The 23,816-nt window shown below is 41.7% G+C and carries 25 protein-coding genes and 5 riboswitches; of the genes, 17 read left to right on the forward strand and 8 right to left on the reverse strand.

The features are described 5' to 3' along the window. Positions 1–182 precede the first annotated feature (182 nt). Positions 183–428 (reverse strand): DUF6154 family protein, encoded by a 246-nt coding sequence (locus tag AC6CIB_RS20765; RefSeq protein ID WP_044340349.1) that lies wholly within the window; start codon positions 426–428, stop codon positions 183–185. 229 nt (positions 429–657) lie between these two features. Here AC6CIB_RS20765 and AC6CIB_RS20770 point away from each other — a divergent pair, with 229 nt between their 5' ends. The 3 genes from AC6CIB_RS20770 (at position 658) to ytkD (ending at position 2,012) form a co-directional block, all read left to right on the forward strand. Then, positions 658–1,047 (forward strand): phage holin family protein, encoded by a 390-nt coding sequence (locus AC6CIB_RS20770; RefSeq protein WP_498283928.1) that lies wholly within the window; start codon positions 658–660, stop codon positions 1,045–1,047. A 56-nt stretch (positions 1,048–1,103) separates the two neighbouring features. Next, positions 1,104–1,442 (forward strand): hydrolase, encoded by a 339-nt coding sequence (locus AC6CIB_RS20775; protein ID WP_498283930.1) that lies wholly within the window; start codon positions 1,104–1,106, stop codon positions 1,440–1,442. Positions 1,443–1,538: 96 nt separating this feature from the next. Beyond that, on the forward strand, positions 1,539–2,012 hold the full coding sequence (ytkD, locus tag AC6CIB_RS20780) for an RNA deprotection pyrophosphohydrolase (RefSeq protein WP_498283932.1): 474 nt from the start codon (positions 1,539–1,541) through the stop codon (positions 2,010–2,012). Here the strand turns inward: ytkD and AC6CIB_RS20785 are convergent. From AC6CIB_RS20785 to AC6CIB_RS20795, 3 genes are all read right to left on the reverse strand, one after another. After that, positions 2,002–2,802, reverse strand: coding sequence for an ABC transporter permease (locus AC6CIB_RS20785; RefSeq protein ID WP_498283934.1), 801 nt, complete (start codon positions 2,800–2,802; stop codon positions 2,002–2,004). The two genes, ytkD and AC6CIB_RS20785, sit on opposite strands and share 11 nt — an antisense overlap. Next, on the reverse strand, positions 2,783–3,559 hold the full coding sequence (locus AC6CIB_RS20790) for an ABC transporter ATP-binding protein (RefSeq protein WP_498283936.1): 777 nt from the start codon (positions 3,557–3,559) through the stop codon (positions 2,783–2,785). The genes AC6CIB_RS20785 and AC6CIB_RS20790 overlap by 20 nt, the downstream gene beginning before the upstream one ends. Positions 3,560–3,631: 72 nt before the next feature. After that, positions 3,632–4,633 (reverse strand): ABC transporter substrate-binding protein, encoded by a 1,002-nt coding sequence (locus tag AC6CIB_RS20795; protein ID WP_498283938.1) that lies wholly within the window; start codon positions 4,631–4,633, stop codon positions 3,632–3,634. 218 nt (positions 4,634–4,851) lie between these two features. Here AC6CIB_RS20795 and AC6CIB_RS20800 point away from each other — a divergent pair, with 218 nt between their 5' ends. Further along, a complete protein-coding gene (locus tag AC6CIB_RS20800) occupies positions 4,852–5,634 on the forward strand; it encodes an alpha/beta hydrolase family protein (RefSeq protein ID WP_498283940.1) in 783 nt (260 codons plus the stop codon). A gap of 45 nt (positions 5,635–5,679) precedes the next feature. Next, on the forward strand, positions 5,680–5,922 hold the full coding sequence (locus tag AC6CIB_RS20805; RefSeq protein WP_498283942.1) for a DUF2584 domain-containing protein: 243 nt from the start codon (positions 5,680–5,682) through the stop codon (positions 5,920–5,922). Between the two features lie 39 nt (positions 5,923–5,961). Here the strand turns inward: AC6CIB_RS20805 and AC6CIB_RS20810 are convergent, their stop codons facing one another. Beyond that, positions 5,962–6,294 carry a hypothetical protein gene (locus tag AC6CIB_RS20810; RefSeq protein ID WP_498283944.1) on the reverse strand — a complete coding sequence of 111 codons (333 nt, stop codon included), beginning with the start codon at positions 6,292–6,294 and terminating at the stop codon, positions 5,962–5,964. 775 nt (positions 6,295–7,069) lie between these two features. Then, a riboswitch (cobalamin riboswitch) is annotated at positions 7,070–7,256 on the forward strand. Between the two features lie 166 nt (positions 7,257–7,422). Here AC6CIB_RS20810 and AC6CIB_RS20815 point away from each other — a divergent pair. The 8 genes from AC6CIB_RS20815 to AC6CIB_RS20850 all read left to right on the forward strand — a co-directional run bounded on the left by AC6CIB_RS20815 (position 7,423) and on the right by AC6CIB_RS20850 (position 15,874). Beyond that, complete coding sequence (locus AC6CIB_RS20815; protein ID WP_498283946.1) at positions 7,423–7,944, forward strand: cobalamin adenosyltransferase family protein; 522 nt, start codon at positions 7,423–7,425, stop codon at positions 7,942–7,944. Between the two features lie 20 nt (positions 7,945–7,964). Beyond that, positions 7,965–8,903 carry an ABC transporter substrate-binding protein gene (locus AC6CIB_RS20820; RefSeq protein ID WP_498283948.1) on the forward strand — a complete coding sequence of 313 codons (939 nt, stop codon included), beginning with the start codon at positions 7,965–7,967 and terminating at the stop codon, positions 8,901–8,903. A 129-nt stretch (positions 8,904–9,032) separates the two neighbouring features. Continuing rightward, positions 9,033–9,725, forward strand: a complete 693-nt coding sequence (locus AC6CIB_RS20825; RefSeq protein ID WP_498283950.1) for a copper homeostasis protein CutC — start codon at positions 9,033–9,035, stop codon at positions 9,723–9,725. Positions 9,726–9,801: 76 nt separating this feature from the next. Further along, positions 9,802–9,918: riboswitch (TPP riboswitch) on the forward strand. 149 nt (positions 9,919–10,067) lie between these two features. After that, positions 10,068–11,825 (forward strand): phosphomethylpyrimidine synthase ThiC, encoded by a 1,758-nt coding sequence (thiC, locus tag AC6CIB_RS20830; RefSeq protein WP_498283952.1) that lies wholly within the window; start codon positions 10,068–10,070, stop codon positions 11,823–11,825. Further along, positions 11,803–12,000, forward strand: coding sequence for a hypothetical protein (locus tag AC6CIB_RS20835; protein WP_498283954.1), 198 nt, complete (start codon positions 11,803–11,805; stop codon positions 11,998–12,000). The genes thiC and AC6CIB_RS20835 overlap by 23 nt, the downstream gene beginning before the upstream one ends. Before the next feature lie 96 nt (positions 12,001–12,096). Then, positions 12,097–12,207, forward strand: a riboswitch (SAM riboswitch). A gap of 75 nt (positions 12,208–12,282) precedes the next feature. Then, a riboswitch (cobalamin riboswitch) is annotated at positions 12,283–12,467 on the forward strand. 153 nt (positions 12,468–12,620) lie between these two features. Further along, positions 12,621–14,921, forward strand: a complete 2,301-nt coding sequence (metE, locus tag AC6CIB_RS20840; RefSeq protein ID WP_498283956.1) for a 5-methyltetrahydropteroyltriglutamate--homocysteine S-methyltransferase — start codon at positions 12,621–12,623, stop codon at positions 14,919–14,921. Positions 14,922–15,026: 105 nt separating this feature from the next. Further along, positions 15,027–15,209 carry a hypothetical protein gene (locus tag AC6CIB_RS20845; RefSeq protein ID WP_498283958.1) on the forward strand — a complete coding sequence of 61 codons (183 nt, stop codon included), beginning with the start codon at positions 15,027–15,029 and terminating at the stop codon, positions 15,207–15,209. 98 nt (positions 15,210–15,307) lie between these two features. Next, positions 15,308–15,874: a biotin transporter BioY gene (locus tag AC6CIB_RS20850; protein ID WP_498283960.1), complete on the forward strand. Its 567-nt coding sequence runs from the start codon at positions 15,308–15,310 to the stop codon at positions 15,872–15,874. A gap of 441 nt (positions 15,875–16,315) precedes the next feature. On the opposite strand, the gene AC6CIB_RS20855 is transcribed toward AC6CIB_RS20850, so the two are convergent. Next, positions 16,316–17,104 carry a GNAT family N-acetyltransferase gene (locus AC6CIB_RS20855; protein WP_498283962.1) on the reverse strand — a complete coding sequence of 263 codons (789 nt, stop codon included), beginning with the start codon at positions 17,102–17,104 and terminating at the stop codon, positions 16,316–16,318. 242 nt (positions 17,105–17,346) lie between these two features. Here AC6CIB_RS20855 and AC6CIB_RS20860 point away from each other — a divergent pair, with 242 nt between their 5' ends. Continuing rightward, positions 17,347–17,496 carry a lmo0937 family membrane protein gene (locus AC6CIB_RS20860; protein ID WP_113969836.1) on the forward strand — a complete coding sequence of 50 codons (150 nt, stop codon included), beginning with the start codon at positions 17,347–17,349 and terminating at the stop codon, positions 17,494–17,496. Between the two features lie 61 nt (positions 17,497–17,557). Here the strand turns inward: AC6CIB_RS20860 and pckA are convergent, their stop codons facing one another. Continuing rightward, complete coding sequence (gene pckA, locus AC6CIB_RS20865; protein ID WP_498283964.1) at positions 17,558–19,147, reverse strand: phosphoenolpyruvate carboxykinase (ATP); 1,590 nt, start codon at positions 19,145–19,147, stop codon at positions 17,558–17,560. Between the two features lie 325 nt (positions 19,148–19,472). Further along, positions 19,473–19,617: riboswitch (SAM riboswitch) on the forward strand. Positions 19,618–19,828: 211 nt separating this feature from the next. Between pckA and metK the strand changes: the two genes are divergently transcribed. Next, positions 19,829–21,031, forward strand: a complete 1,203-nt coding sequence (gene metK, locus AC6CIB_RS20870) for a methionine adenosyltransferase (RefSeq protein WP_475137985.1) — start codon at positions 19,829–19,831, stop codon at positions 21,029–21,031. A 200-nt stretch (positions 21,032–21,231) separates the two neighbouring features. On the opposite strand, the gene AC6CIB_RS20875 is transcribed toward metK, so the two are convergent. Next, positions 21,232–21,747, reverse strand: a complete 516-nt coding sequence (locus AC6CIB_RS20875; protein ID WP_498283967.1) for a gamma carbonic anhydrase — start codon at positions 21,745–21,747, stop codon at positions 21,232–21,234. A gap of 84 nt (positions 21,748–21,831) precedes the next feature. On the opposite strand from AC6CIB_RS20875, the gene AC6CIB_RS20880 reads away from it, so the two are divergent. Together AC6CIB_RS20880 and tbcS are read left to right on the forward strand one after the other, a co-directional pair. Next, positions 21,832–22,635, forward strand: a complete 804-nt coding sequence (locus AC6CIB_RS20880; protein ID WP_498283969.1) for an alpha/beta hydrolase — start codon at positions 21,832–21,834, stop codon at positions 22,633–22,635. Positions 22,636–22,649: 14 nt separating this feature from the next. Next, entirely contained in the window at positions 22,650–23,723 is a 1,074-nt protein-coding gene (tbcS, locus tag AC6CIB_RS20885) for a tetraprenyl-beta-curcumene synthase (protein WP_498283971.1), read from the forward strand. The last annotated feature ends 93 nt before the right edge of the window (positions 23,724–23,816 follow it).

Genomic DNA, 23,816 nt, shown 5'->3' on the forward strand with positions numbered 1-23,816 from the left:
TTCCGGTGTACTCGCCTTATGCTTGTCGCCTCTACCCAAGCCGCCTCCGCTTTTCGATTGTCCAGCTCCGGCGGCTAGAGGCTCGAGGTCATAAGTCAAGTACACCAAAAAGGCAAAGGACGCCTTTCTGGTGTACTCGCCATATGCTTGTCGCCTCTACCCAAGCCGCCTCCGCTTTTCGATTAGTGCAAGCTCTTTTTCTCGAGTCTCACTCGTTCTTCGCTGTTGGACCATTTTTCTTTAAGTGTTTCGAATATGTATAAGCGGAAGAAGTATTGTAATTCTTCTGTTTCCATTTCTTGAATAAGTTCCAGGAGCTCGTTCCTGGAGGTATCTTCTAAGATTGTAAGGGCAATGAGGTCTAAGTCTTCGTCGGTACCTTTGATCCTTCCACGGTACATTTCATAAATTTCTTCGATTAACTTCATGCGCTTCACCTCCCTTTCGTTTCATTTTACCATGAACGTTTATGAATTACTCTACATATTATGCTAGGACAACTCTTATTTGTCTTTACCCCTTATAAGACTTATTAACCATGGGCTATAAAACGGTCTTTGCTCACTTTTAGAAGAGAAGCTGCTATTAAAGCCGGTGAAGTCCTGGTTTCTCACTCACTTGTTACAAGCCAACCATTAGAAGAAGGAGATGCTTTATTTGGAAAAAAGTATGCTGTTCGTTGGATCGGGCCTGGGTGCAATGATTATAAATTTATTTGGAGAATGGAATTCGCTATTGACCATTTTGTTAATTGCCGTGACTTTGGATTATTTTACAGGGATGATTGCAGGTGGGATTGAAGGAAAGTTATCCAGCAAATTCGGTTTGAGAGGGATTGGCCGGAAAGTGCTGATTTTCTCCCTTGTCACGGTTGCCCATCTTATTGATACTATACTAACAAATCAGCACTTTATTCGTAATGCCACGATTATTTTTTACTTATGTAATGAAATGATATCGATCATAGAAAATGTAGGGCGTGCAGGAGTACCTGTACCGGAGTTTCTCAGGAAAGCGGTAGAAGTTCTTAAGAAAAAATCGAAGTGAATAGAATTTCGTCAATTGAGGAAAATGAAGGGTAAGCACAGTGAAGGAGTGGGAAGATGAACGAAGAACGTTACGATTATTATATTGAAGTAGCCACGGGTGAGATTTCAAGAAGCTCGACAGATTCACCTTGGAACTTTAAGATATCTGCAACAGATGAAGAAATCACCCAGCTGCGAGAAGTGTTCGATTCCAATCACTCAGTCGATTGGCAGAACTTCTATCGTGCGCATGTCCCTTATATTCAATATCATTATGACCGGGAAAATGATGCATATGATGAAAACCTGCATCAAGTGTATGAAATGATTCATCGTCTGGGAGATGATGAAGCGAAGAAATTCATTGAGAGTATAGGCATCTTGAATTCTCAACCTCATGAGGATCCTCAATAATGAAGAAAAGTGTTGGTTCAGAAGAGATATCTGTGGACCAATGCTTTTTATTTATGGTTAGATGAAAGAAAGTGTGTACGGATGAGGTGAAGTCAGATGGAACAGTTTATCGACGAAAATGGGAAGCAAGTAGAAATATCCTTTGAAAAGGGAAGGTTTCAACAAGAATCATACCATGTGTTAGTTCTATGCCGCTACAAAGAAAAATGGTTGTTAACACGGCATAAAAAAAGAGGTTTGGAGTTTCCTGGGGGGAAGAGGGAAAAAGGAGAAACCCTTGAGGAAGCTGCGGTACGTGAAGCGTATGAAGAGACAGGGGGAGTGATCAAGGAGCCATTATGCATAGGAGAATATAAGGTATATGATCACTCACCATTTATCAAAACCATCTTCTTTGCTAAAGTTGAAGAAATCATAAGCAAGGAAGACTATCTGGAAACGGAAGGAGCCGTCCTCTGGAATGGTGATTTCTCCAACATTCATGACGATCCTTCCTTTAGTTTTATCATGAAAGATCAAGTGGTGGACTTGGCTCTCAAAAGAATAAGGGATCTCAATCTTATGATTTGATCAACTTCTTTTCGAGCTGTTCAACCAGTTTATACATAATGGTAGCGAATACGGCAATGACAAGCAGGGATAGCAGGACAAGGGTAAAGTTAAAGACTTGGAAACCATAAATGATCATATACCCAAGCCCCTTGGCGGAAACAAGGAATTCTCCTACGATGACCCCGACCCATGATAAGCCCACGTTGACTTTCAGTGTCGAGATGATGGTCGGGAAAGAGGCAGGGAGAATGACTTCTTTGAACATTTGAGCCCTTCTTGCTCCGAAGGTCTGCATTACCTTCAAATAATTCGGGTCTACTTCCCTGAAGGAAGTATACACAACAATCGTGGTAATGATGACGGAAATGACTGTACCCATGGCGATGATTGATGTGAAGCCGGGTCCCAACCCCACAATTAAAATCGGACCGAGGGCTACTTTTGGCATGGCATTCAGGATCACAAGATAAGGGTCCAATACTTTAGAAAGAAATGGTGACCACCATAATAAAGCGGCTAAAAGGGTTCCAAGTAAGGTGCCGAGAATGAATCCGATGATGGTTTCACCGAGTGTGACGGAAAGGTTGGCTAGAAGGCTTCCGTCTCCAAGTTTTACGAGAAACAGCTTCCATATTTTTGAGGGTGAGCTGAAAATGAGGGGATCTACCCAGCTATTTCGACTCCCGATTTCCCAAAGAGAGAAGAACACAAAGAAAATAAGAGCTTGATAAAACCAAACCCATCGCTGTTCTTTCTTAATTGATTGAATGTATTCCTGGTGTTTTAGTTTAATTGATTCGTGATTCAAGTTTTTCAAGCTCCTTCCATATGGTTTGGAAAAATTCCGGGTAGCCCTGGTGATTCCTCACTTCAAAGGGCATTAATTCTTTTAAGGGGAGCGGGACCTCGAATATCGTGTGGATATGACCAGGTTTCGACCCAAATAGAATGATACGGTCACTCATGGAGATGGCTTCGCCTATATCATGAGTCACAAGAATAGCGGTTTTGCCAAAAGACTTTAAGGTGGAATACACCAAATCCTCTAACTTCAATTTGGTTTGATAATCGAGTGCTGAGAAAGGTTCATCCAGGAGAAGTAATTGAGGTTCTGTGATAAGGGTTCGAATCAGGGCCACCCTTTGACGCATTCCCCCCGATAGTTCCCTTGGATAAGATGTTTCTACACCTTCTAACCCCATCTCAATCAATAAAGCACGTGCTTCTTTCCTCTTTTCTTCTGTCAGTGTCCCCATAATGGTCAAACCTAGAAAAATATTTTCTTCAATGGTCTTCCACGGAAACAGATAGTCCTGCTGCAGCATGTATCCCAGTTTCTCTTTCATTTTTCGAATAGGTTGTTGGTTTAAAAGAATCGTTCCTTCTGTCGGCCGTATAAGTCCTGCAATAATGGAGAGTAACGTGGTTTTCCCGCATCCACTTGGACCGATAAACGAGACAAACTCACCTTCTTTTACATCCAGCGAAATGTCTGAGAGGGCATGGGTGGCCGTTTTGGGAGAAAAGTAAGTGTGATGGATCGAATCTAAAGATAGAAAGTTCACTGTATTTAAGCCTCCATTTTCATTTTTTTCTATAAGTGAAGGGCTGACAGGTGAAGTCAGCCCCGGATCGTTCTACTTTGCTGCTTTTTCAGCGATCGACGTGTTCACTAACGTTTCATGATCAACGGACTGCGGAAGCTCTCCTGCTTCGTCCATGATGTTTTGGAGATTGTTCCACTCTTCTTCGTCAAGGATTGGATCTGTCGCAAAGGATCCTTGTGATTTGTAACGATCAACAACCGTTTCAATCAATGAAAGCTCTGTATCTTCGAAATAGGGTTCAATCACTTTGGCGATGTCTGCAGCACTGTTTTCCTCCACCCATTGCTGAGCTTTGTACAAAGCTTTCGTGAATTTCTCTACGGTTTCTTTGTTTTCTTCCATGTAGCTGTCTTTGGCCATGAACGTTGTATAGGGAACGTGACCTGATTCCATTCCAAAGGAAGCCACGATATGCCCTTTTCCTTCTTGTTCAAAAATGGATGCCGTTGGTTCGAATAGCTGAACGTAGTCCCCTGTACCGGAAGCAAAGGCACTGGCAATATTCGCGAAATCAATGTTTTGGATCAGGTTTAAATCGTTCTCTGGATCAATGCCGTTCTGCTTTAGCACAAATTCCCCCACCATTTGCGGCATTCCGCCTTTACGCTGACCAAGAAAGGTGGAACCTTTTAATTGATCCCATTCAAAGTTTTCCACTTTTTCACGGGAGACGAGAAATGTTCCATCAGTTTGGGTTAATTGAGCAAAATTAATGACCGGATCATCCGAACCTTGTGCATGGACGTAGATGGAGGTTTCTGAACCGACCAGGGCGATTTCGGCACCGCCCGATAGCAAGGTTGTCATCGTTTTATCTCCACCCCAGGTAGTGGTCAGTTCAATGTCTAGTCCTTCCTCTTTGAAGAATCCTTTTTCGATTGCGACATATTCAGGAGCATAGAAAATCGATCGGGTTACTTCTGCTACACGAACTTTCTGTAAGACTTCTTCTTTTTCTCCACATGCTGTTAAGCCGATTGCCAACATGCCTATGAGCAACACGGCAAAGCCACTACGAAGCCATTTTTTCATTCAATATTCCTCCTTTAAGCTTTGTGAAACTGGTTTGACGATAGAATGGGGATGAGTGCATTTCTCTTTGCCTTGTTTATCTTTCCTTATTAAAAGGGCAGGATGGTCATAAAGGCAGCGTCTTGAATCGTCTGCTGATGATGAGATTTGCTAAAATATCCTATGTAAAGTATAAAAAATGTGTGAATACCCACGGCACGTTATGAAAGGAAGAGAATATGAAAAACGGAACGATTGTGAAGAAGACCTTGTTTCCTTCACCTAATCCTCATGTGGAACTATATGAAATTACCTATCTATCCTCTGGTCTACGGGTAAAAGGCTTATTGGCTGAACCTGCAGGAGTTGGGAAGTATGATGGGTTCCTCTATTTAAGAGGTGGGATCAAGGGCGTCGGCATGGTCCGCCCGGCGAGAATCGCTCAATTTGCTTCTCACGGATTCATTGTATTTGCTCCTTATTACCGAGGTAATCTTGGAGGAGAGGGAAACGAAGATTTTGCGGGAGATGATCGTGAAGACGCCATTTCGGGTGTGGAATTACTTAAACACTATCACAGAGTGGTCCATAACCGGATCCATGTGTTTGGCTTTTCCCGTGGCGGGGTCATGGCACTTCTGACAGGCATCGAGCGCAGGGACGTCACCTCCGTTGTTACATGGGGAGGCGTTTCGGATATGTTTTTAACATATGACGAACGGAAGGATCTCAGGAGAATGATGAAACGAGTCATAGGGGGAAGTCCCAATAAAGTTCCGGAACGATACGAATGGCGTACCCCACTATACGGATTAGACAACCTTGAAGCTCCCGTATTGATCATTCACGGTGAAAAGGATCAGAACGTTTCTGTGGAGCATGCATATAGATTAGAAAAAAGACTGAAAGAGTTGGAGAAATCTGTGTCGTCCCGATACTTTCAAGAGTTTACGCATTACTTTCCACCACGAAAGAATCAACAAATTGTCTCCATGCTATGTACATGGATGAAAAATCAATAGACCGTGGTGTATGATTAAATAAAAAAAGGATTGAGGTCAAGCGAAATGGGCATGGGCTTAGAATTAAATACGATGATCGTGACAAAAGGAAAAGAAGTGAGGAAAGAAGAGAATCTGTTCGAACTCCAAAAGGATGGATATCGCCTTTATCCTATGCATATTCCGATAGATGTAAGAAAAACGAAATACAGTGATCCCAGTGGTTACTGCAGGATCGAAAAGATGGAGTGGACGGATGAGAAAACGACGATTCTATATCGATTGATTTCCTTGAATTCCACGAACTAAATAAAGGAGGGCTGTAAACATCCGCTTACAGCCCTCCTTTTATTCGATTTCCTCATATAAAATATAGCGATTATCCTCAGTCTGGGCGATTAGATAGTTGCTGTGATCTTTCACGCTATAAATGGGTGTCCCTTTTTTCAGTGTATTGGCCGTAAAATCATCCACGGGGTGATATTCACTATCGATCTTTTCTTTAATAGCCCCAAGCTTTTCATTCAGGACCAGCTTCTTCTCTACAGAGACCTTCACATATTCCTTCTTGTTCACCACCATCATATCCCCGTATCCACATAATTCATAGGATGCAGGTTCTTTGTCTCCGCATGCACTTAACAAGAATACGCATAATAGCAAAACAATCATTCGCTTCATGGTTTCCCTCCTTATCATTTCTTCACATACTCAAAAGATATTCAAGCTTGTACGTCAACATGTTTGTTTTTTTATAATATGAAATCTGCCAGGGGCTCAGTCAACCAGTGTGTGCTAGATGGTGAGGGGAACTGCTCCGCTTGCAGCTAGAGTACGGCCGAGCCTCCTCGCTTAGCCGAACGGGTCTCGGCACGCCCGAAATCCGCCGGAGTCTACGCAGTTCCCCTTACCATCTATAAAAAAATTTGTGACAAAGCTTAAAGGTGACAAAAAACAATCTAAAGAAAACAGAATTTCTAGTACACGGGAGGAAATAGTCTAATGCTCTCTTTAGAAGAGAATGTTTTCAAAAAGTTTGTTGGTTTTATTTAGATTTTATAAAAAAATCCCTGCTGAGAAAGTTGATTCTCGCTGCAGGTGCTCGACTCCTGCGGGAGAAGCGGCGGGACAGTACTAAAAGCGGAGGGGCTTTGCCAAGGGGCGACAAGCATAAGACGAGTCTGTCGGAAAGGCGCTCTTTGCCTTTTGGCAGAGTTGGCTTATGACCTCGAGCCCCTAAGCACCGGAGCTAGACAGGTGAGACCCCACAGGCGAAGCCGAGGAGGCTCACCGCCCGCCCCTCGGAAAGCGAGCATCCTGTAGCGGAAATCAACTACTACTATCTTCTTTAAAATAGCAACAAACTTTACGATAAGAGCCATTTTAAAAAAACTTTTTATGAGAAACTAAATCATATTTAATTTAAATAAAGTGGTATAATGTTCCTTAAGTGAATAAACCCACTCAGAAATTAGGTGCTGATCTTTAGCATAAAGGGAAATCGGTGTGAGTCCGAAGCTGTTTCCGCAACTGTAAGTGCTGACGAAATAAGAAGAAAACCACTATTTGATCATTCAGATGGGAAGGTTCTTAGAGTAGGCTGACGCACGAGCCAGGATACCTGCCTATTTTCCATCGTATTATGCTCTTCGGAAGTTAGGGGTATGGTGCGGCTTTTTAGCATCTCTTATTTCATATGGATGACAACTGCCGGCCAATATTCTTGGGTGGTTTTTTTGTGTTTAATTAACCTCCCGGGAAATACGATAGGTGCTTCACGAACATCATTCAGAAAGGAGGAACTTACATATGGCAAAGGATTTCCGCTACTTATGTTATCCCTATATGCGTGAATCAGTTTCAACCGTAGATTTCGAGATTCGGACCGATTCACTGTCGACTAAAATCGGACTCGCGTCATCATTGACGGAGCACTTACCGAAAGTGCACGACGATTTACTATATTTGGCTGAGATGGTGTACCATCTCAATGGCTCGGTGCGGGGAATGACAGCCATCAAGGAAGAGGACTTGAATAAATTGAGCCAAATGTACGATCGTTATAGGTTGGAAGTCGAGGAACGCATCCAAACCTTTGTCCTTCCACAGGGCTGTACAGCGGCATGTACGCTTCATACTTGCCGCAGTGAAGCCAAAAAGTCCGTCCGTGCCTTACATAAAGTCAGTACTGAGATGAAAGTGGAGAACATTTTATTTAAATACGCTCATTTACTGGCAAATGTCCTGTTTGTGATGGCCGTGTATGTGAATAAATGTGAAGGGATTGAAGAAATTCCTTTTGTAAGTAAATCGTATATAGATAAAATTTAGAGAAGCGGGGAAGATGAAATATGAAAAAATCATGGTTAAATAGTCTACTGCTATCAATCATCCTGGTTGTTTTCGCAGGGTGCAGCAATGGGGAAGAAGTAACATCCACAAAGGAAGTCAAGTCTAAAAATGAGTCTTATTCTGTGACCGATGACAGGGGAGAAGAGATTAGCTTTGAGAAAGTGCCAGAAACCGTTATTTCCTTACAGCCGAGTAACACAGAGATTCTTTTTGCAATAGGAGCTGGAGATAAGGTAGTCGGGGCAACTGAATTCGACAACTATCCTGAAGAAGCGAAAGAGATTAAAAGAGTATCGGATTCCATGACGGTCAATGCGGAAGAAGTCATTGCACTAAAGCCAGATGCTGTCATTGCATATACCACTGGAGATGATGCCGGGGTGAAGCAGCTTGAAGAGGCGGGATTAAAGGTATTCGTTATTCAATCTGCCCAAACCTTTGAAGATGTTTATGGGGATATTAAACAAATTGCAACCGTAATGGGAGTAGAGAAGAAGGGGAACGAATTGGTAGATGGCATCAAGGAAGAGATTTCAGATGTGAAAGAAAAAGTAAGTACACTAAAGGAAAAAGAACAAGTATATTTTGAAATCAGTCCCTCCCCTGATATCTATACAGCAGGAGCAGAAACGTTTCAGCAAGAAATACTGGAAACGGCCGGGGTCGAGAATATCTTTGGAGACCAAAAAGGCTGGGTGAAGGTAGGAGAAGAAGAAATCATTAAACGTAATCCTAATATGATTTTAACTACAGTGGGGTACGTCGACGAGCCGACAGCTGAAATCAAGTCCCGGGAAAGCTGGAAAGATGTAAAGGCAGTGAAAAATGATCAAGTCCATTTCCTGGATTCAGATATTATGTCAAGACCGGGACCACGTATCGGTGAAGCGGTTGAGCTAACGGCTGAAACGGTGTATCCGGACTTGTTTTCTGAATAAAGTAGGATGTTAGATTGGAGAAGACAGTGATTTGTATGTGGAATCATTGTCTTTTTCATCTCAAGTTCTACAATTTTCGGACCATTATGATAAAGTAAACGTAACAACATCACGATAGGAGAAATCAACATGAGCAAACTGGAAGTCATTGTTTTGAATGAGGAAGATGCAAAAGTGGCAGAAACATCCGGAGCAGATCGACTTGAATTGGTATCTGACATACACGAGGGAGGATTAACTCCTGAATATCGTATGATAGAAAATGTATTGAAGGCTGTTTCGATTCCTGTTCAGGTTATGATTCGTTTACATAGTAAATCTTTCTCGTATGATGCCGAAGAATTGCGCGTCATGATGGACCAAGTAAGGACCATAAATGAAATGGGGGCCCCGGGCATCGTTTTTGGTGCTTTATCCAAGGAAGGGAAACTTGATTCCCATGCTTTAAAGGAAATCGTACAAACTGCGAAGGGTCAGTCAATTACTTATCACCGGGCTATCGATGTGTCTTGCGGTCCATTAGACTTATGCAAAGAATTATTCCATTCAGGATTGAACGTTGATCGAATTCTCACATCTGGAGGAAAACCTGAAGTGAGCGAGGGATTGGACGTGATTAGTACAATGAGGGAAATAGAAAAGATCGGCGGCCCAATTATCATGCCTGGATCAGGGTTAACCGTGGAGAATATAGGAGAAATACACAATAAGCTAAATGCACGGGAATATCATGTTGGATCAGGTGTTCGTAAAGACGGGAGCTATGACTTAGGAATAGACCCTGAAAAGGTAATGAAAATCAAACGGGTGATCACATCATAATTTGATTTGTTACTATACTACTATTTGAAAAAAGAATGGATTGTGGTAAAAATAGTATGTAACAACATACTATCAATATTTCTACTGGGGGAGTCCGATATATTGCTTGGACTGAGAGGAGAACGCATAAGTTCTTTGACCCTTTGAACCTGATCTGGATGATACCAGCGTAGGGAAGTAGTACGAAGCGTTTTTTTTTGTGTTTTGTGACGCTTACTACTTTTTGACATTTCGGGTTCTGATTATTCAGGACCCTTTTTTGTGTCTTCATGTCCTTTTTTTGAGAAAGAGGAATGCCCGATGCAGTAACTTCCTGGTCCTATCATAAGGAGGAGAAGTTAAGTGGCAATCGAGTTAAAATCGCAATTTACAAACAGTAAAAAAGTGTATGTAGGAGGGTCCAGGCCTGACATAAACGTTCCGATGAGAGAAATTGAACTTAGCAGAACGAATGCTTCCTTGGTCGATGAAGAGAATGAACCGGTTCGTGTATACGATACAAGCGGACCTTATACAGATGAGCATTACCAAGTCGATATTAATAAAGGGTTACCTTCCGTTCGCACAGAGTGGATCCTGGAACGTCAGGATGTCGAGGCTTACCCGGGACGTGAAATCGAACCGGAAGATAACGGCTATAAAGGAAAAGATCCTCATGCAAACGTAGAGTCGTTCCCTACAATCAGACGTACCCCAATGCGTGCAAAAACGGGTCGTAATGTGACTCAAATGCATTATGCAAAAAAAGGAATCATTACACCGGAAATGGAATTCATCGCTATCCGGGAAAATGTTGATTCTTCATTTGTAAGAGAAGAAGTAGCAAATGGCAGGGCCATCATTCCGGCTAATATTAATCATCCTGAATGTGAACCGATGATCATCGGTCGTCACTTTCATGTGAAAATAAACGCGAATATCGGGAACTCGGCCGTATCATCTTCTGTTGAAGAAGAAGTGGAGAAAATGACGTGGGCAACTCGTTGGGGTGCCGATACAATAATGGACTTATCAACAGGAAAAAACATTCATACTACAAGAGAGTGGGTGATTCGAAATTCGCCTGTCCCTGTTGGTACGGTACCGATCTATCAAGCGCTTGAAAAGGTAAACGGGATTGCCGAGAATCTTACATGGGATGTGTACAGGGATACATTGATCGAACAGGCGGAGCAGGGGGTTGATTACTTCACCATTCATGCAGGTGTATTATTGCGTTATATTCATCTAACAGCTACTCGTACAACAGGCATCGTATCCCGTGGAGGTTCAATCATGGCACAATGGTGTCTTGCCCATCATAAGGAGAACTTCCTTTACTCACACTTTGAAGATATTTGTAAGATTTTAAAAGCCTATGATATCTCCGTTTCCTTAGGTGATGGTCTAAGGCCCGGGTCAATAGCTGATGCGAATGATGAAGCGCAGTTTGCAGAGCTTGAAACATTAGGCGAGCTAACCAAAATTGCTTGGAAGCATGATGTACAGGTGATGATTGAAGGCCCTGGACATGTACCGATGCATATGATTAAAGAGAATGTGGATAAGCAAATGGAAATCTGTCATGAAGCCCCTTTTTATACATTGGGGCCATTAACGACCGATATAGCACCGGGGTATGATCACATCACTTCTGCCATAGGGGCGGCCATGATCGGCTGGTTTGGAACAGCTATGCTGTGCTATGTAACACCTAAAGAGCATCTGGGATTACCGAATAAAGATGATGTGAGAGAGGGTGTCATTGCTTATAAAATAGCAGCACATGCAGCGGATTTAGCGAAAGGGCATCCAGGGGCACAAGTTAGAGATAATGCTGTTTCTAAGGCTCGATTTGAATTTAGATGGAATGATCAATTTAATTTATCCCTGGATCCGGAGCGTGCAAGAGAGTATCATGATGAAACTCTTCCTGCTGAGGGGGCAAAAACGGCCCATTTTTGTTCAATGTGTGGACCGAAGTTTTGTTCAATGAGAATTTCACATGATATCAGGGGAATGAAGGCAACCAATCTTGATGATGCCCAAAAAGATATAGAAAGAGGACTGATAGAAAAATCGAAGGAGTTTGTCGAAAATGGATCAAACATCTATCGATAAACCTGTCTGTCATGTTCTCAAATTAAAGAAAGAAATATCCATACTAAATCAGAGAATCAATCAACTTGAAAAAGAAGTGAAGAGCATTCAGGACAATTGCAGGCATGTCTTCTATGAGACTGAAGTAACAAGGTCATGCATCAAATGTCATTATGTAGAAAGTACCTATTATTAGGAAAATACAATCTTGAGATTAAATTTCTTTTGACAGCTTATATTTACCGTGCTACGATTATTACAAATTTCGGAATAGTAAATGAATATATATTAACTCTTATTGAGAGTGGTGGAGGGACTGGCCCTGTGAAACCCGGCAACCATTCAACCGATGTGTTGAAAAGGTGCTAATTCCTGCAAAGCAGATTGCTTTGGAAAATAAGAGAGGATTCTAATTAACATGAAACCCTCTCTATAGTAGTTAGAGAGGGTTTTTCGTTTTTAAGAAAGAAGGAAAATTAAATAGACCAATGCAATAGGTGCTGAGTCATGCTCAGCTAAAAGGGAAGACCGGTGAAAATCCGGCACGGTCCCGCCACTGTGATGGGGAGCGACTTATCATTCAACCACTATTTCTGTTGAAATGGGAAGGGATAAGAAGCGATGAACCTAAGTCAGGAGACCTGCCTGTTGTATGCGCTTATGCTCTACGTGGATATAGAGAGGGGTGAGGAATACGTGTTGAGAAAAAAAGCTTGTCTCAACTCCAGTTAGTGATGCGTATGAATCTCTCTTTCATTTTGAAAGGGAGATTTTTTTGTTGATGACAATCATATCAAAATAAGGAGTGAGGAATGAATGAGTAAGGTGATCAGTTCAAATTTAGGATATCCAAGGATCGGTGAGAAGCGTGAATGGAAAAAGACGCTAGAGCAGTATTGGGGAGGGAAAATTGAAAAAGATACCTTTTTGAAACAAATGGAAGAAATTCGCATCAATCATGTAAAGAAACAGAGGGATCAGGGAATTGATTTGATTCCGGTTGGAGATTTCAGCTTATATGATCATGTGCTTGATACAGCCGTCATGTTCGGTTTGGTTCCCAAGAGGTTTCATTATAGTGGGGGGAAGGTCTCTCTTGAAACGTATTTTGAAATGGCTAGAGGCGCGAAGGACACGGTGGCATTAGAAATGACAAAATGGTTTAACACCAACTATCACTATCTCGTGCCTGAACTTGATGGGATCGTACCTGAGTTGGTGGAAAACCGTCCCCTGCTTTTTTTTAGAGAGGCAAAAGAAAAACTAGGTATAGAAGGTAAACCGGTTATCTTAGGTCCTTTCACTTTTGTGAAGTTGTCTAAAGGGTATGAAACCGGGGATTATAAAACCCTTGTTGATCGATTTGTCCCTCTTTATGCCGAAGTACTGCGTGAATTACAGGAAGAGGGTGTGGAGTGGGTACAAATGGATGAACCGATATTGTGCACCTCTAGCGGGGATGAAGAGATGGAGCAATTCAAAGAAGTCTATCAAACACTTAAAGAGTCCTGCCCCGGGTTAAAAATCATCCTTCAAACCTATTATGATAGTTTGGAAAGGTATCAACGGGTGTTAACCCTCCCGGTAGATGGCATAGGGATAGATTTTGTGCATGATCGTGGAGAAAATTTGGCTGCGCTGAAGAAATTTGGTTTTCCTAAGGATAAAATTTTGGCTGCCGGCATTCTTGATGGGAGAAATATTTGGAGGAGTAACCTTGCTGATACCCATTCCCTTCTATCGTTCATTGCAGGGTATGTTCCAAGCGATCGCTTGATCATACAACCATCATGCAGTTTATTACATGTACCAGTAACCTTGCAGAATGAAGAAACACTTGGTACACCCCTCATTGACGCTCTATCATTTGCTGATGAGAAAATACATGAAATCACTATTTTAACAAAGGGGGTTCGTGACGGATCTGAAACCATTGAAGAAGAAATCGCACAAAGTGTAACAGGCATTAAGAATTTAAACGAATCACCACTGCGCAATAATAGTAAGGTGCGGGAAGAGGTTGAAAAATTGCATCCCAATAATGTGGGGAGAAAGGATTCTTACCATGTTCGTAAACTGGAACAAGCCAAGTACTTTTCTTTACCTTTTCTACCTACTACTACAATCGGCAGTTTTCCTCAAACCCAGGAAGTAAGAAGAGAGAGGTTGAAATGGAGAAAGGGAGAACTTTCTGATGGGGAGTATCAGCAATTTATTCATGCAGAAATAAATCGTTGGATTGAAATTCAGGAACAAATAGGCCTTGATGTGTTTGTACATGGTGAATTCGAACGGACGGATATGGTTGAATTTTTTGGTGAAAAATTAGAAGGTTTTCAATTTACGAAGTTTGGATGGGTACAATCCTACGGTTCCAGATGTGTGAAGCCACCACTCATATACGGAGATGTGAATTATAAAGAACCCATGACCGTTAAAGAAACGGTATATGCTCAATCATTAACCGATAAACCGGTTAAAGGGATGCTAACTGGTCCTATCACGATTCTAAACTGGTCATTTGTTCGGAATGATGTATCACGATATGAAGTTGCTAATCAAATCGCACTGTCTCTTCAAAAGGAGATAGAGGAATTAGAAGCCAATGGGATTCGTATGATACAAGTCGATGAGCCGGCACTTAGGGAAGGACTGCCTTTAAAGAGTGAACATTGGGAGGAATATCTTAGGGCTGCCGTTTATGCTTTCAAATTGGCCACTTCTTCTGTACAGAACGAAACCCAGGTCCATACACATATGTGCTATTCGGATTTTGAAGATATTATAGATGCCATCAGTGATCTGGATGCTGATGTCATCTCAATTGAAACATCAAGAAGTCATGGGGAATTAATACATGTTTTTGAAGACAATACGTATGACAAAGGGATTGGTCTGGGGGTATATGACATTCACAGTCCCCGGGTGCCGAAGCGTGAAGAATTAATCCGTAATATACATCGGGCTCTCGAAGTGCTGGATCCCCATTTATTCTGGGTCAACCCGGATTGTGGATTGAAAACGCGTGGGATCGATGAAACGGTCCTAGCGCTTAAAACCATGGTGGAAGCAGCGGAACAAGTGCGTGAAGAGATGCTGCTTAAAAAGGAAAGATAGTAGACAGGGAACATTTCATTCCCTTGATCCATTAGATCCCCCGATTTCAAAACGCAGGACGCAGTTGAAAAGAATTGCGTCCTGCTCATAAGGAGAGAAATGAAAATGCCATACATAGCCATTGGAAGAATCATTCAGGTTTTTAATGAACGTTATCCAAATCACACCAAGTTGTATTTGGTGAGGGATAAAGGAATTGATGAATTCTCCCAAGGCAGGGTCTCATTAAAAACCGCTTTAGAATTGCAGGCAAAAGAAAAGATATGTAATGTCTATGCTCCCAGTTAAAAGGTTTATTTAACCAAAGGGAGAAAAAATAAGCTTCCCAAAATCCTTTTAATTGTGTTAACTTAATGTTATACATAGTTTACATACACAAGGGGGATTTGAAAGTGAACGGAGAAAAACTAAGAGTGATCATTCACTGTGCCATCTTTGCTGCGATTACGGGGATTTTCGCTCAAATCGAGATTCCACTTCCACTCGTTCCAATCAGTGGGCAAACATTAGCAGTAGGAATTACAGCGACGATTCTTGGAAGCAGGTATGGAGCGTTCGCCATGGTATGCTATGCAGCCCTGGGAGCAGTCGGTGTTCCTGTGTTTGCAGGCTTCAGTGGAGGTGCACAGGTACTGGTTGGGCCTACGGGAGGCTACATTTTCGGCTTTATCGTAGCGGCTTTCTTTACAGGCTTCATTCTTGAGAAAACCAAATTTACCATTACGATGGCCATGATTGCCAATACAGTTGGAATGATCATTACGTTGATCCTGGGTACCATTCAACTGAAATTTGTAGCCGATCTTAGCTGGAATCAGGCAATGGCAGCAGGCGTTTATCCATTTATTGTAGTTGGACTTATCAAAGCATTCCTGGCCAGCTGGATTGGAATCACTGTAAGACAACGTCTGGTTCAGGCCAGGTTAATCGGGAATCGGAAAGTAGCAGCATAATGAAAAGTTGACTTTTCATTTAGAGTCAACTGAATAGTCGATTTGAAGAAAAAAGAAGCTCACGACCCTTTATGATAGGTTGTGAGCTTCTTTTCATGTAAGTTATATGAATCTCACCACTTTTGGATCGTTCTGGTGTCCCGCAGAATCCCTAGGTCGGAGATTCATTCGTTTGATTTAGTATATTTGAAGCCTTTTTAATCAAAATAGGCTCCATTTATTCGAATTCAGGTTAGAGGAAGTGCGATTGACGGGCTAAGTGGGGTGATTTGAAGGTCCATCCTTTAGAAAAATCATGCTCTCTCCCACTTTATGACCCGGATTCAACATTTTATAATCCTTTTGTTGAAAAGCTACAACATTCAAAAAGATGCCTTAGATTCAAAAAATGAATCAAAGGCATCTTTTTTTCAGTGATAGTCTTTTTTTGGAGTCACCTTTTTAAAATTTATACATAGACCAATACCCTATGTCCTTGAATCCGATTCGCTTATAAATTTTTCCTGCTTCTGGATTATCATAGAATAAGCACAGTTCTTTTCCTTCTTCTAATACATCACGACAAAGCTTCGTCATGCACTCGGTCGCATATCCTTTTTTCTTATACTCAGGATGTGTGCATACAGCGACAATCATCGCAGACATACTGTTTTCAGCGGTTGTGGAAGAAGAAGAAACAAATTTTCCATCTTTTTCTACGTAATAACTTCTCGAAACTCCGACTTCCATGCTATGTTTTCTTTTTTCTACACTAAAATCGCCGCCACTGAACTCAGGAATACTGATTAACAGGTCCACTATTTTAGGTATATCAGTGAGGGTAGCCTCTTTCACATGTGGCAGATCATCATCTTTCATTGAGGAATGGTTGTCACATTTCGCATAGTACATATGTCTTTTGGATTTAATTTCTCTGGATAAAAAGGGTTCAACCTGCGTCACGATCCTTTTTAATCCGGAAACGATGCTGTAGTCTTCAGTCTCATTAATGATTCCGGCAAACCCTTCCACATCAAATTCACCCATGGAAAAAGGGATGAAGTTTTCTCTGTATTTAAGGAGAATTCCCCTAAGATTCCCTTCCGTATCAAAGTCGCCCCAGATTTTCTGGAATTCCTGTTCATACCCAAAGGCTTCAATATCCCCGATAATAAACAAATTCTCAGCAGGCTGCTGATGAATGAGTTGCTGGCAAATATCATGATCTTGTTCTGTAAGCTGTCTGATCATCTCGTTTCCCCCCCCCTGTAAATAATCATTATCATACCAAAATTAGAAATATTTAGTAAAGTATTATTTTTAGGGGAATTTCAATAATAGATATACAAGTGAAAATGCCATTTGTATAAATTCAGATGGACTAACAGAAGTTAAAAATAGGTGAAAAATTTTCAGTTGAAATACCATGTGTAGTTTTAAAGTCATCGAATTAGGGAATCTTAGCATCAAACAACGTTATGAGGAGGGAAACTATGCTTTGGACCATTATTGGAATTCTTTTAGTCCTTTGGTTACTTGGATTGATTTTTAAAATCGGAGGGGCAATCATCCATGTTTTACTCGTTATTGCCATTGTTGTCTTTTTATTTAACAGAATAACCGGGCGAAAGAAAGGGCTATAACCCCTTTATAATGTCAAAGGTCCGTCCCTCGAATTCGAGGGACGGACCTTTGTTATATAGACTATTTAACGGCTGGGCCGCCTTTAAGTTCGATTTCAGATGGTACGTTTGAGAATTTTTTGAAGTTTTCGTTGAATTTGTGGGCAAGTTCTTTTGCCTTCACTTCATAGGCTGCTACATTGGACCAGGTTCTCTTTGGTTGAAGCACTTCGTCTGGAACACCAGGGACGTGAACAGGGATGTTCAGACCAAAGATGTCGTCCGTTTCTGTTTCTACGTGAGTCAGTTCCCCTTCAAGAGCTGCTTGAACCATAGCACGAGTGTAAGATAACTTCATGCGGTTACCAACACCGTATTCTCCACCGGTCCAACCAGTGTTCACTAAGAATACTTGTGCGTTGTGCTCATCGATTTTCTTCCCAAGCATCTCAGCATAACGAGTTGCAGGGAGTGGCAGGAAAGGTGAGCCAAAGCATGTTGAGAATGTGGCCTGTGGTGAAGTGATTCCGCGCTCAGTACCTGCAAGCTTCGATGTGTATCCGCTCAAGAAGTGGTACATTGCCTGTTCTTTCGTCAGTTTGCTGATTGGAGGTAATACCCCGAATGCATCTGCGGTTAAGAATACAATGGTATTTGGATGTCCTGCAACACTTGGTTCAATGATGTTTTCCATCGCTTGAAGAGAGTACGCAGCACGGGTATTTTCTGTTAAAGTGTTGTCCTCATAATCAGGGATGCGGGAATTGTCATCGAGAACCACATTTTCAAGGACAGAACCAAAACGGATCGCATCAAAGATTTGTGGCTCCTTTTCACGTGTCAGACCAATACACTTAGCGTAGCAGCCGCCTTCGATATTGAATACACCGTTCGGAGACCATCCGTGCTCATCATCGCCGATTAAACGACGGTTTGGATCTGCGGACAATGTTGTTTTTCCTGTGCCGGATAAACCGAAGAACAATGCCACATCTCCTTCACGTCCGACATTTGAAGAACAGTGCATGGAAAGGATATCGGATTCGGGAAGCACGTAGTTCATGACAGAGAAGATCGATTTCTTCATTTCACCTGCATACTCAGTTCCGCCAATTAAGACAATTCTTCTTTCAAATGATACAATGATAAATGTTTCAGAGTGAGTTCCGTCTACTGCTGGATCTGCCTTGAAGTTCGGGGCAGAAACGACGGTGAATTCTGATTGATGACCCTTTAGCTCTTCTTGTGTAGGGCGAATGAATAATTGGTGAGCGAAAAGATTATGCCAAGCGAATTCGTTGATCACTTGAATCGGTAGTCTATGTTTTGGGTCAGCACCTGCGAACCCTTTAAATGAAAATACTTCTTCTTTTTCTTTTAAGTAATCTAATACTTTTGTATATAGTTTATCGAATGATTCTGAAGAGATTGGTTGATTGACAGAACCCCACTCAATCTTATCCTTCGTGGATGGTTCTTCTACAATGAATTTATCCTTAGGAGAGCGTCCTGTGTATTTACCAGTTTCTGCTCTGACTGCACCTGATGATGTTAAAACGCCTTCATTTCGTTGAAGGACTTTTTCAACTAGTTGGGAAACAGATAATTGTTCCTGAATGTTTTGACCGTTAAGTAATTCTGTTAATTCATTAGACATGCTCACTGAATTCATTAGAACCCTTCCTTTATATAAATTTAATGATCTCGTTTGCTTCACAAAAATAGTATAACACAATTGAACCATTAGTCTATACTATTTATTCAATTTTATAATGTGTCTTCATATTGTCACATTTTTCGTCCAAATATAGCTTGTATCTTCTTATATATATGTAAAAAATATCATAATGTTTAGCCTCATTACCTAATTAGGTTATTTTATGAGGACAAGTTAGGTTGGAATCATGAAAGGAGTAAGCTTGAATGGTTAAACATGTCACTCGAAAAAAAGTTGACACCCTTTGTCCTAAACGTTATCATTGTTCCTTGAACGGATACTCTTATCCTGAGCTGGTGGAGGGAGCAGACCCTATGAAACCCAGCAACCTGCTAAATAGTGAATGGATCCTTTCTGTCTGAAACGATCCGATTAAGCGAAGGTGCTAAACTGAGGCAAGGTCTATGAACCTTGAACGATAAGAGAGAAAAGGCGCGGCTATGATCTGAAACCTTTCCTCTAATGCTTTTTTCGGGGAAGGGTTTTTTCTGTTTATAGTGGATCAAATGCACATAATTCATGATTTTCTTATAAAAAATTCATGTTTACTTCATACTACTTAGGGAAATGAGTACCGTATCTGTTTAATGTTTTGTTAGACCAAAGTCTAGCAATTACGCTTAAGGAGGAACCTTGATGTCAACTAAACGTCGTCTGTTTACATCTGAGTCCGTAACCGAAGGACATCCAGATAAAATTTGTGACCAAATCTCTGATTCAATTCTTGATGCAATTCTTACAAATGATCCGAATGCTCGTGTAGCATGTGAAACCTCTGTTACGACGGGTCTTGTTCTTGTTGCAGGTGAAATTACAACGAGTACATATGTCGATATTCCAAAAATCGTTCGTGAAACGATCCGTGAAATTGGCTACACTCGTGCAAAATATGGCTTTGATGCTGAAACATGTGCCGTATTAACATCCATCGATGAGCAATCTGCTGATATCGCTCAAGGTGTAGATCAGGCACTTGAAGCCCGTGAAGGTCAAATGACAGATGAAGAAATCGATGCAATCGGTGCAGGTGACCAGGGGTTAATGTTTGGGTTCGCTTGTAATGAAACGAAAGAGCTTATGCCTCTTCCGATTTCCCTTGCACACAAAATCTCCCGTCGTTTAACAGAAGTTCGTAAAGAAGAGATCCTTCCTTACCTGCGTCCCGATGGAAAAACTCAAGTAACGGTTGAATATGATGAAAACGATAAGCCGGTTCGTATTGACACGATCGTTATCTCAACTCAGCATCACCCTGAAGTGACGCTTGAGCAAATCCAACGTAACTTAAAAGAATATGTCATCGACCCTGTTGTACCGAAAGAACTGATCGATGAGCAAACAAAATACTTCATCAACCCAACTGGTCGTTTCGTTATCGGCGGTCCACAAGGTGATGCAGGGTTAACAGGCCGTAAAATCATCGTTGACACATACGGCGGATACGCTCGTCACGGTGGCGGTGCATTCTCTGGTAAGGATGCAACGAAAGTGGACCGTTCAGCGGCTTATGCAGCACGTTATGTAGCGAAGAACATTGTGGCAGCTGGTTTAGCTGAAAAATGTGAAGTTCAATTAGCGTATGCGATTGGGGTTGCTCAACCGGTATCCATCTCCGTTGATACATTTGGAACAGGAAAAGTATCAGAAGACGTACTAATTGATGTTGTTCGCAATAATTTTGACCTGCGTCCTGCAGGAATCATCAAAATGCTGGACCTTCGTCGTCCGATCTACAAGCAGACAGCTGCTTACGGACACTTTGGCCGTAACGATATTGATCTTCCTTGGGAGCGTACAAACAAAGCAGAAGCATTAAAAGCGGAAGCGTTAAGCGAATAAGGAAAGATAGAGATAGAAGGGACCAACACTTTTTTAGGGTGTTGGTCTTTTTGGCAATTTCGGATTTGGCGAAGCTTGTTGGTTCGTGTCGAATGTCAGATGAACCCTAAGTAGAAGATCCACCCCTTTTTTCCCCAGTCACACATGAAAAAATTCCATGAGTAATCTAATGAAGGTTGGGGTATCCCAAGTATAGGATATTAAAATGGTTTGATGCTTTTATAATATTGTCCTTTTTCTGCGTATTCTTTCGAAATTCGCTTCATTTCGCTAATATCATGTTCATTTAACTCTCTCACTACTTTTGCTGGACGACCGAATGCCAGCGTGTTGGGAGGAATGACTTTCCCTTGTGGAACAAGGCTTCCCGCCCCAATAAATGCTCCTTCACCAATTTCAGCATTATCGAGAATGATCGACCCCATTCCGATTAGAGCTTTTTTTCGGATTTTGCAGCTATGTAGAATCACTCCATGACCTATGGTTACTTCATCTTCAAGAATAAGAGGGTTATTTGGACTCTGATGAAGCATGGAATTATCCTGTATATTTACTTTATTACCGATTTTTGTTGGAGCCACATCCCCTCTGATGACGGTGTTAAACCAGATGCTGGACTCTTCACCGATCTCCACATCCCCGGAGATGGTCACATAATCGGCAATGTATGCCGAGTGAGCGATGATTGGTTTTTTATCATAATATGGATAGAGCATTTTTTACTACCCCTTTCAATAATATTTACTATAATAATGGTAGCAGAATTCATTCACATAGAGAACTATTAAGGAGGAATTGCCATGTGGAAATGGGAAACAGATCAAGAAGCAAAGGCAGTCATCGTTATCATTCATGGAGCAATGGAGCATCATGGTCGGTACGGTTGGCTCATTGAAATGTGGCGTGCAGCAGGCTATCATGTCATCATGGGGGATTTACCGGGTCAGGGTATGACATCGAGAAGTAAAAGAGGACATATTGATGCGTTTGATGAATATATAGTGGAAGTGAAAGATTGGGTACAGGCAGCTTATCAATTTGAATTGCCTGTATTTGTGATTGGACATAGTATGGGTGGGCTTGTTGCGGTTCGTATGCTTCAGGAAACCCATGTAAACCTGGCAGGTGTGATATTGTCCTCGCCTTGTTTAGGCTTGGTTACGACCCCGTCAAGACCGATCGAGCTCTTGTCTTACGGTTTGAATAAGATCGCTCCCATGGTGAAGTTTCCATCAGGATTAACGATCGATATGGCAACGAGAAATGCAGATGTACGTGAAATTGACAGCAACGATTCACTCTATATCACCAAGGTGTCTGTCCGTTGGTACAGGGAACTCTCCCAAGCGATAAAACTGGCTTTTGTAAACCTGGAAAAAATGCCAGACGTCCCTCTGTTGGTGTTGCAGGCTGGTGACGACAAAATCGTCGATAAAAAAGCAGTGAAAAAATGGTTCAACGAACTGTCTTTATCTGAAATGCATTACAAAGAGTGGCCGAAATGCTATCATGAAATCTATAATGAACCAGAAAGAGAAGATATCTTTGAATACTCCAAGATCTTCATTGAAAGTCGTTTGAAAGCGCTAGGATACATTTTGTAAAAGAGGTGGTATAGGTGTCGATCCCAAGTGATCCCTTTTCGTTAATGACAAGAGTATACCGAAATGTTTTTCCGATTGTTCATAAAGAATTAGATGAGTGGAAGAGGCGGGCAGAAGCGATCCCCAATCAGGAATTAAGAAGTCAGGCCCTTGCCAGTATCGAGCATAAAACGTTTCACTGTGAAGGTGGATCAATCCTTTCCCTGCTGGCACTGGACCAAAAAGAAGACACGATTCGATTTATCGTCGCCTATCAAACGATAAGCGATTATTTGGATAATCTGTGTGATCGAAGCGTTTCCCTGGATCCAGATGATTTTGCCCTTCTTCATCAATCCATGAAAGACGCCCTAACGGTGGGTGCAGTGCCTGTCAATTACTATGCTTTAAGGACCGATCAGGATGATGGGGGGTATCTGAGTGATTTAGTGCTTACCTGTCAGTCCGTTCTTGAAGCATTACATCACTATGACAGCATCAAAAAGGATCTTATCCTGCTTTGTGAATACTACTGCGACTTGCAGATACATAAACATGTAAAAAAAGAAGAAAGAGTAGGAAGGCTGCAGAATTGGTTTGAAACTCACCGTTCGAACCTTCCCGAAATGAACTGGTACGAGTTTTCCGCCTGCTCCGGATCGACACTTGGCATTTTCTGTTTAGTGTCATACGCGTGCCGAAGCGATTTTCAGCCATCTTATACAGAAAAAATCAAACATGGATATTTTCCATACATTCAAGGTTTACACATTCTTCTTGATTATTTCATCGATCAGGATGAGGACCATGAGGGGGGAGACCTGAACTTCTGCTTCTATTACGAGGATGATGAGCATTTAAAAGAGCGTCTGCTTCATTTCCTTCAGAAAGCCGACGAACACACCCATGAACTGCCCCATGCCCATTTTCACCGCCTGATCAACAAAGGACTCATCGGCGTCTACCTGTCAGACGACAAGGCAAACAAACAAGAAAAAGTACAATCCTTCTCCAAACAATTCATCGCACAAGCCGGCTGGATCACCAGATTCTTCTACATCAACGGAAAAATCTACCGTAAATGGAGAAATCGCAAAAAAACATCCTGAAAAAGAGGGACGGACCTTCGAAACTAGTTTCGAAGGTCCGTCCCTCTTTTTGTCTGTTTTATCAAACTATAGTCGGGTGAAGGAATACTAAAT

The organism is Rossellomorea sp. GQ25 (genome assembly GCF_059758515.1).